Below are 13,888 nucleotides of genomic sequence, written 5' to 3' on the forward strand. Positions count from 1 at the left end.
GTATCTATTTGAAAATTATCTTATAAAGATNNTATTTAAGAATACATCTATCATTTTGCCAGTAAGTACTTGAGCCAAGTTCTAATTATGTATCTGTAAAATAAAGCTGATATTTGCTTACAAAAAAATAAACTTTGATATAAAGTACTAGCATGCGGCTTAAAGCTATTAGTTATAATTTGTACAATATTTAGAACATAGTTTATCAAATTGTTAACCTTATTAATAAAACTGCTATAGGAGTTATTTTTATAGTAACTATTACCTTGCTTTAATAATATAGTAATACTTAATTCAACAATATTTTTACGAAGGTGTAACCTATCTTAATTTCAAAAATAGTTGTGTAATTTGATAATTCATTTAAGTGAGCATGATATTAGTATATATAGAATATGAAGGGAATTGCTGTTTTATGAAAAGAGTTAACTACATTTGATGTTATAAAGCACAATCTACAATAATTTTTATTATTAAATATGCTAAGCATGGGCTGCTAAAAGGAAATATCTACGGCCCAGACTAATGCTAATAGCAACGCTATTGTAGTATTAACCAAAGGTGGATACGGTATTTTCATGATGAAAGATACAACCTACTTTGTTGTGATATTATTTGTATTTCACTTAAATTATTAGTGGAACGAACTGATATAGAGTTATATTAATCATCGAAAAATTACTCTATATTAATGTTATAGTACCTTATCGATCAAAAAATAAAAAGGGGAAATAGCTGTGCTTATACAAGATAACATTCCACTTTGCAAACGATGGATATTTTTGGCAGTATGCGCTCTTGCTTGTTCTGGGCTACTGTCGATAATTATTGTTTTCCTGCGGTTGCCTTTTGTTTTCTCTCTCATTCCCTCTGCACAATATATCTTTGATAATGCACTAGTGATACATGTGAATCTATCAATTTTGGTATGGATGTGCTCTATAATATCTTTACTTTTTATTATAAATTTACAAAACACTAATAATTGGCTTAGCTTTTTATGGGTTCTATCAAGCCTTTCCATGCTACTGATATTTGTATCAGCATTTGTTCCAGGTACTGAAGTTATTAAGAGCAACTATATTCCCATATTACAAAACAAATTATTTTTGTTTGGGCTTAGTTTGTTTATTATCAGCATATTGATAAATGCAGCTTTTACCTGTATGTTAAACAGGCAAGTCTCATGCTTTTTCATTGGGCAAGTTGGGCTAGTTATTATATTTGTATCGTCGTTCCTTTGCTTTGTTCTAGCTCACAAAAACATGCCTGTAGANTTATATCACTCAGATAAAAATTTATTTTACGAATATCTCTTTTGGGGAAGTGGACATTTGCTGCAATTTGCTTTTACTCAAGGAATGTTTTTAGTTTATTTGATAATGTTGAGTTCCAATGTCAATCTAGCTTCAAACAATAAAATTGCTATTTTGCCACTATTTATAAATATGATCTTGGCTGTATGTGGACCATTTATATATTCTATTTACTCGGTGAATAGTGTTGAATTGATGCAGTTTTTTACTTGGCATATGAGAACTGCTGGAGCAATTTTGCCGTTTTTTTTGACAATATTAGTGTGTCGTAGTATAAAAAGCTTACTTAATGATAAGAACAGTTATTTATTACACTCATTTGTGTTGTTCACTTATGGAGGCATACTTGGAGTACTAACTGTTGAAGGAAATGTTACCATTCCTGCTCATTATCACGGTTCTGTAATTGGCATCACTATAGCTTTTATGAATTTTGTTTATTGGTTATTACCAAAACTGAACTGTAAAGAGGTAGAAAACTTTGTGGTAAAATTGCAAATTTATGCTTATGGCTTTGGACATTTTCTTCATATTACTGGTCTTGTTTGGCTTGGTGGATACAGTGCCTTAAGAAAAGTTGCGGGTTTGCCAAGTATTTCATCAATATTAGCACGTACCTGCTTTATCGCAGGTGGAGCTATATCAGTTATTGGTGGAGTGTTGTTTGTAGTAATTGTGCTTTTATCTCTGTTTAAAGGCAGAGCGTGTAGCTGTGCTTCTTGGAATAACTATAGAAAAATTCTTTAACAAATCTCTTGCTAACTCTATTATTATACTGATAAAGGTATTGAATTATCTTCAACCTTTGCAGGTCAAGTGATGGAGGTATTACGAAGTTAGTGTCTTATATTTTATTTTTTGTACTATATGGCTTTATGTCTTTACTAGATTTTAGTTTTTATCTATACAAGCTGAAGTGCACTTATAGAATGTTAAAAACAGTGAGAACATCAATTTATAGGATTAGAGAATAATAAATAACTGTCTACATGAGGATTTCTTCTGCCTTTTTCTGCTTATTAAAGCTTTTGATATTTCATTATTAAGTGAATTTAAGAACAGCTGAATCGCAGTGTTGTAGAAAATACGATATTTAAAATATCTACTTCTTTCTAGGTTATACAAGAAGTTTAATTGCAATTATTGATCATTCAAATATATAATCTGTTGAGACTTATGTAATCTTTATAGATGAAAGNAAAAGAAAGGCAATTTAGTTTTACATCAGAAAATCTTGAGAAGGCAAAAAAGTTTATAGAGATGTACCCAAAAGGGAGAGAAGGTAGTGCTGTTATGCCTTTGCTATACCTGATTCAAGAACAATGTGGATGGGTTCCTAGATCTGCAATGTGCTACATTGCTGATATGCTTTGTATTCCACATATTCGTGTGTACGAGGTAGCAAATTTTTATACTATGTATAATTTAAAACCAGTGGGTAAATATCTTGTACAAATTTGCAGAACAACTCCTTGCTGGTTATGCAGTAGTGAAGAAGTTCTGGATACCTTTAAAAAGAAACTAGGAATTGATGTTGGTGAGACCACTAAAGACAATCTGTTTACTTTAAAGGAAGTTGAATGTCTTGGTGCATGTGTTAGTGCTCCTGTTGTACAGATCAATAATGATTTTTATGAAAATCTTACTCCTCAAAAAGTAGAGAACATTGTAGTAGAACTTTCAAATAAGTAGATGAAAGGAAAGTTTTCATTTAAAATAACTAAGCAATCAGGTTCTGCAAGAGTTGGTATTATTGAAACTCCAAGTGGAAATATAGAAACACCGGCATTTATATTTTGTGCGACAAAGGCTGCAATTAAAGTTTCAGACATAGAAAGAGTCAGCGAAGCTGGCACTCAAGTAATACTGTCTAACACATATCACCTAATGCTTCAACCAGGAGAGGATACTGTAGAAAAACTTGGTGGGTTGCACAAGATGATAGGATGGAACGGGCCGATACTAACTGATTCTGGTGGATACCAGATATTTAGCTTAGGACACGGATCAGTTTCAGAAGAAATAAAGGGAATAAGAAAAAAACAAAAAACTCTAGTCAAAGTTGATGAGTATGGAGCAGTTTTTCGTTCTTACATCAATGGTAAAAGTTATTGTTTAACTCCTGAAAAGTCTATTCAAATTCAACAAAAGTTAGGTGCAGATTTAATCTTAGTTTTGGATGAATGTACCCCGTTTCACGTTAGCAAAGAATATACACAAAAATCAATGCTTATGAGCCATAAATGGGCTGAGCGTTCTTTGAATGAGTTTAAAAGAAATAATAATGGTAAACAAGCACTATATGGAATTAGTCAAGGCGGAGTGTATCAAGATTTGCGTAGAGAGAATTGTGATTTTATTAATGATTTACCATTTTTTGGTCAAGCAATAGGTGGATCTCTTGGTCAGAGTAAGGAGCAAATGCATGATGTAGTTTCTTTTACTATGGAACATTTAAAAAGAACGAGACCTACTCATTTGCTTGGTATTGGTGGAATTGTGGATATCTTTCATGCAGTAGGGCTTGGAATCGATACGTTTGATTGTGTACATCCTACTCGTTTAGCAAGACATGGTGGTGCGCTTATTAAAGTGAAAAATAGGAATTCTATTATTTCGAAGTGCAAAGAGCATATTAATTTACGAAATCAACAATTTAAACTGGATAATGGTCCAATTGCAAGTGACTGTTTATGTTTCACTTGCAGAAAGCATTCAAGAGCTTATATATACCATTTGTTAAAAGCTAAAGAACTGCTAGCCTACACTCTTATTACTATTCACAATATTTTCTTTATGAATGAACTGATGAAATCAATAAGACAAGCGATATTGAATGATAGACTAAATCAGGAAAGGAGTAACTGGGTTAGTGAAATACCGTCATTTTGTAACCTTGTTTCTTCTTAAGTTTTTTCTTCATGCTGTTAGCTTTTTTTTCTTATTATTGATTTTGAAATTGTTATAATAGATAATTAACCTGTTAGGTATTGGCTTTTTTATTCTTGACTGATGAAATTATGAGGTGAAGATATGGCTAAAGGAGATGATACTTTATTAATATTGAATTTTGGTAATACTGTTACTAATGGATGCATGTATAGTTGTTTCACTAGTAAATGGAGAGAGATTATGATTTAAAAAGTGGAGTATCTAATAATGACATAGGAGGGTTTTTAAAGGATGAAGGTGAAATAAAAAAAGGCTGAAACCTGTACTGTAATCTGCTACTTTTAAGTAGAGTAAAGGTCAATATTGTATTGTCATATGGTACCCAAATATGCTATGAAAGAGAATAACTGAAGATTATTTAAATTTGTTTAAGGAGCAAGCAGTTGGTATTTTTATGTTTAGTGATTTCTAAGAGAATTATTATATTATGTTTTCAAAAAAACTCATAGAACAACAGAGTTAAGTTAGAGAAGATTTACGCTATCTATAAGGTAATTGTGAAACATAAAAACAAGCATGAAGTTACTAAAGATCTGTTTTGGTTAATAATAGTGTAGAAGTATAAAGAAAATTAATAGAATTATTAAATTAGTAAGTAAAAGAGAGGAATGGCTTGAAAAAAGTAGGCTGAGTATTAAATAAAGAAATACAAAAGGTGAAATTTGAAGGGTGGCAGGCACTATGAATGAAAATGGTAAAATGGTAAGAGGTGTTAATTATCTAAAAAGTACAAGAATTTATTAATGCAACCTATGTAAGAACCTATATACTGAAATTTTAGGTATTCATAGTCATTGTTAAAAAAGTTATTACTATTATTTCTTATTAAGAAATAAGGAATCAAGTACTGGTATAGTTGTTGATGATTAGGAATAAAAAAAGGATGTTAAAAGTATATTATTGTCTGAAGGATAAATAAGGCTAATGCACTCAAAACATTATGCAGTGGTACTTGACCTGTCAAGCAAATAAAATCTACCTGAGGAATTATCACTAAGTGGAAAATGAATACGTATTCTAAATTATTTCTCTTAGCACAAGTTCAAGGTAACTAAGGGTTTTTTAGAGATTGTTATTCAAAAAATAATAGATACTACTTGTAATTTCTTCGAAAGAAAATAATAACGAAAATCGAAAAGCAAGGCAATAGTGTAATAGAGGAAAAGTGAAGTTACTGTCAAAGGAAATAAACCAATGTAAATTTCTAAAATAAAAGTATGCTATTGACGCCGTAGGTCTGGTTATGAAAAAGAAGGTAAAAGATCAAAGATCTTATAAGTAGTTATAAAGGCAACCAGCTGGAACAAAAGGTATTAATGTTGTTGAGACGTAATTTATAAAAAAATAGGTGTGAATTTTAACTCTATAGGAGGAAGCTATAAAGAAAAATATAAATTTAAGCAGAAGACTATTACTAGTAGTGCTTCTAAAAGCCATATGAAAAAGTGAAGATAGGGATAAAGCTAAAGCTATTGAAAAATAGTTGATGATTTGATAGCACATTGTTTAATTTTACAATGTGTAAGATATATATGACAAATTAGAAAAACTTATCTAGGTTGGGTTAAGTTATATAAGAGAGTAGTTGGTACCCGTCTCTTATTTCATCCGTATGATAAATATCATAATATATAAAACTAATTTACTAAAAAAGTGGCACTTTTCTGTAATTTGAGTATAATTCTAGCTTTGCCTAAGCAGAAAGATGAATCATTTAATGGACTATATTTTAACATCTCTTTCCCTACCGCTTTTTATTACTGAAAATTATTTGTTAATTACTGCATTGATTCCGATGCTTGGTGCAGTAATTATCTTTTTTGCTGGTAGATGGCCTAGAATAAGTAACAGTATTACTGTTGTCTCTTCTGTACTTCTATTTACGTATACGTGTCTATGCACTTTATATTGGGCATATAGTGATTATTTTCAATTTATCCTCATTGATTTTGGTAATAATTTACATATTAGTTTAAAACTAGAGTCTACAGGAATAATATTTAGTTTATTAATATCATTTTTATGGATATTAACCAGTATATATGCAGTATGCTATATGAAGAGTAACTATCCTGGTAGTAATCACTCAAGTTTCTTATGTTTTTTTTCAGTCTCGATTAGCTGTGCGATGTTTATTGCTTTTTCCGGAGATTTGCTTACTACATTTGTTTTTTATGAGCTTTTAACTATCAGTACCTACCCTCTTGTTACCTATAATGCCACAAATGAATCAGTGATAGCTGGACGCTATTATTTTGGCGTACTGTTTTTTTCTTCCTTAGTACTATTTTTTCCAGTTCTTGGTTTCTTATACAGTGAATTTCATACTTTAGACTTTGTCAGCGATGGAATATTTAAATTTGACACTTCACTCATTACTTTTACTGCAGTATGTTTTACTATGCTGATTTATGGAATAGGTAAAGCTGCACTAATGCCAATGCATTTTTGGTTGCCCAAAGCAATGGTTGCACCAACTCCCGTGAGCGCTCTGCTGCATGCCGTTGTTGTTGTGAAGTCCGGAGCTTTTATCATTATAAAAGTTATATTGTGTGTTTTCGGTATCGGTAATCTGCAACGCTTTGCACAACAAAATTGGTTTGCTGGAGGATGGCTGCCATATGTTGCGGGATTTACCATTGTTGCTGCCTCGCTGATTGCACTTAAGCAGAAAGAATTAAAAAAATTGCTTGCTTACTCTACCGTTTCTCAGTTATCATATATTATACTATCCGCTTCAATTCTTAGCGACTTCAGTGCAAAGGTTGCGATTTTTCAGTTAGTTTGTCATGCGTTTGCAAAAATCACTTTATTTTTTGTTGCAGGTAGCATAATAACGAAAACAGGTGAGAAATATGTGGATAGAATTCATGGCATAGGACGTAGTATGCCAATTGCCATGATAGCGTTTACTATAGGTGCGTTATCTATGATAGGGGTGCCACCTGCTCCAACTTTTTGGGGTAAATTTCTCATTTTCCAAGCTGTCTCTGACTCCGGTGACTTATCACTTATTATATTTGTGATTCTTCTGTTGATTGTAAGCACTATACTCAATGCTATGTACTTTTTGCCAATAATTTACAATGCTTTTTTCTTAAAACCTTCCCAAAGGTTTTTCATTAAAAAAACACCTATTTTTCTAGTTTTACCACCGGTTATTACTGCGATATGTACTTTTGTTATTTTCTTTAGTTATCAAGTAATATTTTAAAGTATCTGTCTTTTTGCTTTAGAACTTTAATTCTACTGTGAGTTGGTATCTAGATTTAGATTAATTATCGAAATATGTTCTTTGTCGAAACCTATATCTTTGATTGACATGCTATCAGTAATATTTAAGAGTTCTGGTGGAGAAATGATAGTTCTTTTATTAAAACCTCTCATTCCTATAACTCCAAGCTCTATGGCAAGTGGTACTTTTTTATCACCAACCTTCAACTGTGTTGTTTGATTTTTGATTATATATTTACCATCATGCCTCATTACGCTATATTTAATCGATATTTCGTCACCGCACTTTACTTGTTTTCCAGTTTTGTCAATTAGATCATCAAAAATCATCATATTATTTACTAGATCTGGATATCTATCTTTTACTTCAAGTAGTTTGACATAATAAGAACTAATGCTTGCTTCGGTATTATTAGTAGTACTGTTTACAGTAACTACACGTTCTCCTCCTTCCTTCATACCTATTGTTCCTAAACTTAACTCTTTCCAGTTGTTTTGACCTATTTTAAAAGTGACATTAGAGACTTGATTCAAAAGTGGTATTGCTAGATTGTTAGATATTTTATACACTTGTAATAGGACTTCCTGACCGCATAAAGCTTTGCTGCCGTTGCCTTCTGTGATTTCATAAAAGCTTATCATATTTTCCTCTCTTTTTTGCTGTGTTATTTCTTCTAAATATTCTGTTATTCCATACTTTTTAATATAACGGTCAAATGCTGATTCAAGTATTGGTTTCACTAAATAGTATGCTATCGTCTGCACTAAGCTATCATGCGTAGTACTTATCTCATAAAGCTTGTCCTTTTTTTCTGGTTTGCCTTTATTTATGTGTACTATAATAAATACAAAAGCGGAAGTTAAGGTAAAAATTATTATCATGGAAACAATTAACTGTAATACAATTTTTTTAGCCATCTTTTTTTGCTTGATTCAATAAGTCATATAGGTATGACCAGTGTTTACCTCGGAGTTTGTTTAGATTGTTTAAAGCTTGTTCGTAGTTTTCAGTATCATCTTCAGCTTGAAAGATGAGCCCAAGATTTATCCTATAGTTATATAATGCTCTACGTTGTTTATCCGGTGTATCTCCTACTGTAGCACCCATTTCACATGGAGCTGCAAGTAGTTTTGCGGTTTTCATCAGATGAATTTTTTTTATTTTGCCAAAGTCTTTATCAGAATCTAAAACTTGCTCTCTTACCATTCCTTTAGTTCCTATCATCTGAGATGGTGATTTTATGATTTCATAGTGCTTATTACTATCCTCATTTGGTGAAGATAATATTTCAGAAGCGAGAGTAAGAGGTGCATCTTCAGCAACAAGCACTGCTGTTGCTTCGTCAAATTTCTTATAGCAGCAGCTTAGCTGATTTTTGCTATTATTATTGCTATTGTCTATATATGGCAAATCATCCTGAATCAGGGAGTCGGTGTGAACACATTTAACTGCTACGGCAATTGATATTGCTTCTAAATTGAACACTTGTGACAAAACTGTAATTAAAAGTGGACGTATCATGTGTTTTGTGGGAGCGAAAAGTACGTAGCGTATTGCTAATATAAGCTTGTTTTGGCTACCTTTAGATAAAATTTTATCTATTTCTGCGATAAGTAAACTTTTTATTAACTTGTCTAACATTTTTGAATTTATTAGTTTTTTAGCGTATGATACTAAAATATGCCTTAGCTGGGGCAGTAAAAAGCTTTGTGATAGTTTATCAATCATAAAAGGTATTGCAAACATAAAGATTTTTTATAACATCAAAGGATAGGTTATTTTTTGGTAAAAAATGGATAGCGAACTAGCAAAAAGTACTAGAGAAGACATAGAAGAAAAAGTAAAAAAGATTGTGTTAGAACACATTAGTAAAGATGTAGAGAAGTTTGATAGTTCTTCGAAACTTTCGGAGCATGGAGCAGATAGTTTAGATGCAGTTGAGATAATTATGGCAGCAGAAGAAGAGTTTGGAATAGAAATTCCTGATGAAGATGCTCAAATAATGGAAACTATGGAGCAAATAGTTGATTATGTAGTAAAAAANCAAATAGTTAGTGGTAAATGAACAGAAGAGTAATAGTTACTGGTGTTGGCTTAATTACTCCACTGGCAACAGATGTTAGAAATACTTGGCTTAAGTTAATAGATGGTAAGTCTGGTGTAAGAGTGATCAGCAGGTTTAATGCTTCTGATCTTGCTTGTAAAGTTGCAGGACAAGTTCCCTTACAACATGATAATATTGATCACTGCTTTAATTCATTAGATTATATTTCTAAAAAAGACCTAAAAAGGACAGATCGTTTTATTCACTATGGTATTGCTGCTGCTGTTCAGGCAGTAGACGATTCACTAATTTTAGAAAGCCAGAATATTAATCGGGAACGTATTGGTGTTACTGTTGGTTCCGGTATAGGTGGCCTTCCATCAATTCAAGAAAATGTAATTACTATGCAGGAAAAAGGACCTAGACGTGTTAGTCCATTTTTTGTTCCTGCAAGTTTAATAAATTTGATATCTGGTCATATCTCTATTAAATATAAATTTATGGGCCCAAACGATTCAGCAGTAACTGCATGTGCGACAGGTGCACATGCAATAATAAACTCAGCAAGAACTATAAAACTTGGCGAAGCAGATGTAATGATTGCAGGTGGATCAGAAAGTGCTCTGTGTAGAGTGGGAATTGCGGGTTTTGCATCTATGAAGGCATTATCAACTAAATTTAATGATAAACCTGAAGAAGCTTCAAGACCATGGGATAAAGAACGTGATGGATTTGTTATGGGTGAAGGAGCAGGTGTATTAGTTTTAGAAGAATATGAACATGCAAGGAAAAGAGAAGCAAAAGTATATGCTGAATTGGTTGGATATGGACTAACAGGGGATGCACATCATATCACATCGCCACATTTAGAAGGAAGGGGTGCATTTAAAGCAATGCAAATTGCCTTAAAGAGTGCGCAAATTAACCCAAATCAAATTGGATATATTAATGCACATGGCACTTCAACACCACTTGGAGATAAAATTGAAGTGATAGCAATAAAACAGTTATTTGGTGAACATGCCTATAAAGTACCGGTTTCTTCCACTAAGTCTTCTATAGGGCACTTACTTGGCGCTGCAGGGAGCGTTGAAGCAATATTTAGCATCCTTGCATTAAATAACGGAATTATTCCACCAACTTTAAATTTACATAAGCCTTCAGAAGGATGTGATTTAAATTTTGTACCATTTAAGGCTCAAGAACACAAAATTCAATATGTACTTTCTAATTCATTTGGCTTTGGCGGCACTAACGCATCACTTATCTTTGGACAAGTATAATTCAATTTTTTACTGGAATTGTTTATAGCTAAAATATACAAACATAGAGTTCTCTTATTTTATAGAGTAGTTATTTTTTATAAATTTTCTATCTTATACCATCTAAAAGTGCATAGTGAAGTTTAGGTGGAAATAAATTTTACTTTTCAGTAAGCTTATTGTTATTGAAAGATATTCAAGAAGCTTTTTTAGTCGATTGTAACCTAGATAAGTTGAGGAATAAATTTTATTTACTTTTACAATATCTTAAGATCTAATGTCACTTTATCAGTAAAAATATCAAAAAGGATTGTAATTTAGGCTAATATGTTTTTTACCCTTTTTCTTAAAATATTGCCTGTTTATATTACAATACTGATTGGTTGTTTGGCAGGGAAATACCTTAAAGTTGATAAAAATACTATATCTCAAATACTTTTTTATATAGCTAATCCAATAGTGATTCTATATGGAGTATCTCATACAGAGGTTAATTTAAAGGTAATTTCTTTGCCGATTTTAATATGGTTCATAGGTAGTACTATGTCCTTATCGGTTTATTATCTTTCTTCTTTTCTATTTAAAGATAACACGAAAAATATATTAGCATTTAGCTCAGGCAGTACAAGCATGGGTTATTTTGGCTTGCCAATTGCTATGACTTTATTTGATGAAGATTCAGTGTCTGTATATGTTGTCTGTTATATAGGAATGGCGCTGTTTGAAAATAGCTTAGGATTTTATATAGCTGCAAATGGTATATATACTGCGAAAGAATGTATGTTAAGATTGTTCAAGCTTCCTTCATCTTATGCGATGATTTTAGGCTTTTTTTTAAGTATATGCAATGTGCAAATACCTGCTTTTTTGATAGATGTTATGATGAATATTAGAAGTACATTTATTACATTAGGAATGGTGCTGTTTGGAGTGAGTATTGTACAAATTACAAATTTTAAAATAGATTGGAAGCTTGCTTTAACCACTATTACAGCAAAGTACGTGTTCTGGCCATTATTTGTTTTAGGAATTGTTATGATAGACAAACATATTATAGGTATATACGACGAGAGTATATATAAAGCACTGATGTTGCTAGCTATTATTCCAGTTTCCGGATCTAGTGTGGTACTTGCTAATATTTTAAATTATCAACCAGATAGAGCTACTTTATTACTTCTCATAAGTACCACAGTGGGACTGTTTTACGTTCCACTAATGATATCATTATTTTTTGCTAAACTTATTCCTTTTTGATTAGAAACTTGGACAGTGTAATGTTATATGTACACTGGCTACTTATTGAATATGGTCTTATATTAAACTAAGCTACGTAGTTCAATTATCCTACCACAATTTTGCTCGATTACATTTGCTACATTCAATATTCCCGCTTCATCATAATAGTTTCCAATTACTTGTAAAGCAAGTGGTAGCCCTTCACTAGAAAGTCCAACAGGAATAGAAATAGCAGGTAGGCCAGCTAGACTTGCTGGTACAGTAAAAACATCATTGATGCACATAATTATTGGATCTGGCTTTTCATTTAAGCCAAAAGCTTCTGTTGGAGCCGATGGAACAAGTATGTAATCTACTTTCTCGAATGCTTTTATAAAATCATTCCTGATTAATGCTCTAATACATTGTGCTTTTTCATAATATTCATTATAATGACCTGAAGAAAGTGCGTAAGCACCGATGAGGATTCTTCTTTTTACTTCTTTCCCAAAACCTTCTGCTCTTGTTAGTGAGTACATTTCTTCAAGGGTATCAGCATTAGCTCTGAATCCGTAATGCACACCATCGTAGCGAGCAAGATTAGATGAAGCTTCAGCAGAGCAGATTAAATAGTAGACTGGTATTGCATATTTAGTGTATGGCAAGGCAATATCAACGACTTCAGCACCGCTTTCTTTTAAATTGGAAGAAACTTTTTCCCAATAATGGACGATTTCTTCTGAAATTCCATCCATTCTATATTCTTTTGGTATACCAATGCTTTTACCCTTAATATCACCACTTATAAGGCTAGAAAACTTAGGTACTAGCCTTTCGCTTGATGTTGAGTCTTTATTATCATAGCCACAAATTGTTTCCAGCATTAATGCTGAGTCAGAGACAGAACGGGTTATAACTCCTGCTTGATCTAAAGAACTTGCAAATGCGATCATGCCAAAACGTGAACACCTCCCATAGGTTGGTTTTATTCCAACTACTCCACAATAAGCTGCTGGTTGGCGTACAGATCCACCGGTGTCACTTCCGAGTGCTCCAGCGCATAAGAATCCGGCAACTGCTGATGCAGATCCGCCAGATGATCCACCAGGTACAACCTTTTCTCCATCACTTTTCCTAGTCCAAACATTTTCAACAGGACCAAACCAGCTGTTTGTGTTTGCAGAGCCCATAGCAAATTCATCCATGTTAAGCTTACCGAGCATGGCTGCTCCGCTTTTTAAAAGCAATTTAGATACTGTAGATTCGTAAGTAGGAACGAAGTTTTCTAGCATTTTTGAACATGCTGTTGTTTTTATTCCTTTTGTGCAGAATAAATCTTTGACCCCAACTGGTATGCCCATGAGTGGTGGAGTTATATCGTCTTTCTGTTTTGAAAAATGTTCATCTGCTGCTTTAGCGGCTTTTATTGCTATTTCTGGAGTTTTTGTTACAAATGCATTTAGTTTCTCATCTTCAATTGCATTGATATGTACCTCTGTAAGTTCAACAGCGGAAAAATCTTTTCGATTGAGCCCATCACGCATCTCTGTAATGCTTAACTTTCTTAGTTCATTCATTAATATTCAATTTTTAGCAAAACATTAATTATAACAACAATAGGATAAATGGTCTATACATTTGTAGTTATAGCTAGAAATGTAATTAAGGTAACTTGGATTACCAAAATGAGTTTATAATTAAAGTTGATAGCATACTTTTGAAGTATCATTTTAATGTATATCATATGAATATTGTGGTTTGATAGTTCCACATCAGAACACAGTGTTCCAAGCTTCTTAGAATTGGAATAATATAGTGTTTGTTGTTAAAATTTAGAATTTATTAGCCATTTTTATTTTAA

At 32.3% G+C, this 13,888-nt stretch carries 10 protein-coding genes; 7 read left to right on the forward strand and 3 right to left on the reverse strand.

Translation table 11 applies throughout. The features are described from left to right. Positions 1-737: 737 nt before the first annotated feature. The 4 genes from HSX44_RS00230 to HSX44_RS00245 all read left to right on the forward strand — a co-directional run bounded on the left by HSX44_RS00230 (position 738) and on the right by HSX44_RS00245 (position 7,482). Positions 738-2,063, forward strand: coding sequence for a cbb3-type cytochrome c oxidase subunit I (locus tag HSX44_RS00230; RefSeq protein ID WP_275601794.1), 1,326 nt, complete (start codon positions 738-740; stop codon positions 2,061-2,063). A gap of 444 nt (positions 2,064-2,507) precedes the next feature. Beyond that, the gene (gene nuoE, locus HSX44_RS00235) at positions 2,508-3,008 is read left to right on the forward strand and encodes an NADH-quinone oxidoreductase subunit NuoE (protein ID WP_275601795.1); all 501 of its coding nucleotides are present in this window, start codon (positions 2,508-2,510) and stop codon (positions 3,006-3,008) included. Further along, positions 3,009-4,226, forward strand: a complete 1,218-nt coding sequence (gene tgt / locus HSX44_RS00240) for a tRNA guanosine(34) transglycosylase Tgt (protein WP_275601796.1) — start codon at positions 3,009-3,011, stop codon at positions 4,224-4,226. It begins immediately after the preceding gene. 1,759 nt (positions 4,227-5,985) lie between these two features. Beyond that, positions 5,986-7,482 carry a proton-conducting transporter transmembrane domain-containing protein gene (locus HSX44_RS00245; protein WP_275602390.1) on the forward strand — a complete coding sequence of 499 codons (1,497 nt, stop codon included), beginning with the start codon at positions 5,986-5,988 and terminating at the stop codon, positions 7,480-7,482. Between the two features lie 32 nt (positions 7,483-7,514). Here HSX44_RS00245 and HSX44_RS00250 read toward each other — a convergent pair whose 3' ends face one another. Continuing rightward, the gene (locus tag HSX44_RS00250; protein ID WP_275601797.1) at positions 7,515-8,420 is read right to left on the reverse strand and encodes an FKBP-type peptidyl-prolyl cis-trans isomerase; all 906 of its coding nucleotides are present in this window, start codon (positions 8,418-8,420) and stop codon (positions 7,515-7,517) included. Continuing rightward, entirely contained in the window at positions 8,413-9,144 is a 732-nt protein-coding gene (locus HSX44_RS00255; protein ID WP_338063360.1) for a polyprenyl synthetase family protein, read from the reverse strand. The genes HSX44_RS00250 and HSX44_RS00255 overlap by 8 nt, the downstream gene beginning before the upstream one ends. Before the next feature lie 151 nt (positions 9,145-9,295). Between HSX44_RS00255 and HSX44_RS00260 the strand changes: the two genes are divergently transcribed. The 3 genes from HSX44_RS00260 (at position 9,296) to HSX44_RS00270 (ending at position 12,066) form a co-directional block, all read left to right on the forward strand. Then, positions 9,296-9,568 carry an acyl carrier protein gene (locus HSX44_RS00260; RefSeq protein ID WP_275601799.1) on the forward strand — a complete coding sequence of 91 codons (273 nt, stop codon included), beginning with the start codon at positions 9,296-9,298 and terminating at the stop codon, positions 9,566-9,568. Continuing rightward, entirely contained in the window at positions 9,565-10,830 is a 1,266-nt protein-coding gene (fabF, locus tag HSX44_RS00265; protein ID WP_275601800.1) for a beta-ketoacyl-ACP synthase II, read from the forward strand. The genes HSX44_RS00260 and fabF overlap by 4 nt, the downstream gene beginning before the upstream one ends. Before the next feature lie 306 nt (positions 10,831-11,136). Further along, entirely contained in the window at positions 11,137-12,066 is a 930-nt protein-coding gene (locus tag HSX44_RS00270) for an AEC family transporter (RefSeq protein ID WP_275601801.1), read from the forward strand. Positions 12,067-12,128: 62 nt separating this feature from the next. Here the strand turns inward: HSX44_RS00270 and gatA are convergent, their stop codons facing one another. After that, positions 12,129-13,604, reverse strand: a complete 1,476-nt coding sequence (gatA, locus tag HSX44_RS00275; RefSeq protein WP_275601802.1) for an Asp-tRNA(Asn)/Glu-tRNA(Gln) amidotransferase subunit GatA — start codon at positions 13,602-13,604, stop codon at positions 12,129-12,131. Positions 13,605-13,888: the final 284 nt, after the last annotated feature.

The organism is Wolbachia endosymbiont of Onchocerca gibsoni (assembly GCF_029169405.1).
Taxonomy (GTDB): Bacteria; Pseudomonadota; Alphaproteobacteria; order Rickettsiales; family Anaplasmataceae; genus Wolbachia.

Excerpts from the sequence above, each read along its gene's own strand:
- HSX44_RS00250 (WP_275601797.1), bottom strand. The coding sequence starts at position 8,420 with ATGGCTAAAAAAATTGTATTACAGTTAATTGTTTCCATGATAATAATT.
- HSX44_RS00270 (WP_275601801.1), top strand. The coding sequence starts at position 11,137 with ATGTTTTTTACCCTTTTTCTTAAAATATTGCCTGTTTATATTACAATA.
- HSX44_RS00245 (WP_275602390.1), top strand. The coding sequence starts at position 5,986 with ATGGACTATATTTTAACATCTCTTTCCCTACCGCTTTTTATTACTGAA.
- fabF (WP_275601800.1), top strand. The coding sequence starts at position 9,565 with ATGAACAGAAGAGTAATAGTTACTGGTGTTGGCTTAATTACTCCACTG.
- gatA (WP_275601802.1), bottom strand. The coding sequence starts at position 13,604 with ATGAATGAACTAAGAAAGTTAAGCATTACAGAGATGCGTGATGGGCTC.
- tgt (WP_275601796.1), top strand. The coding sequence starts at position 3,009 with ATGAAAGGAAAGTTTTCATTTAAAATAACTAAGCAATCAGGTTCTGCA.
- HSX44_RS00255 (WP_338063360.1), bottom strand. The coding sequence starts at position 9,144 with ATGTTAGACAAGTTAATAAAAAGTTTACTTATCGCAGAAATAGATAAA.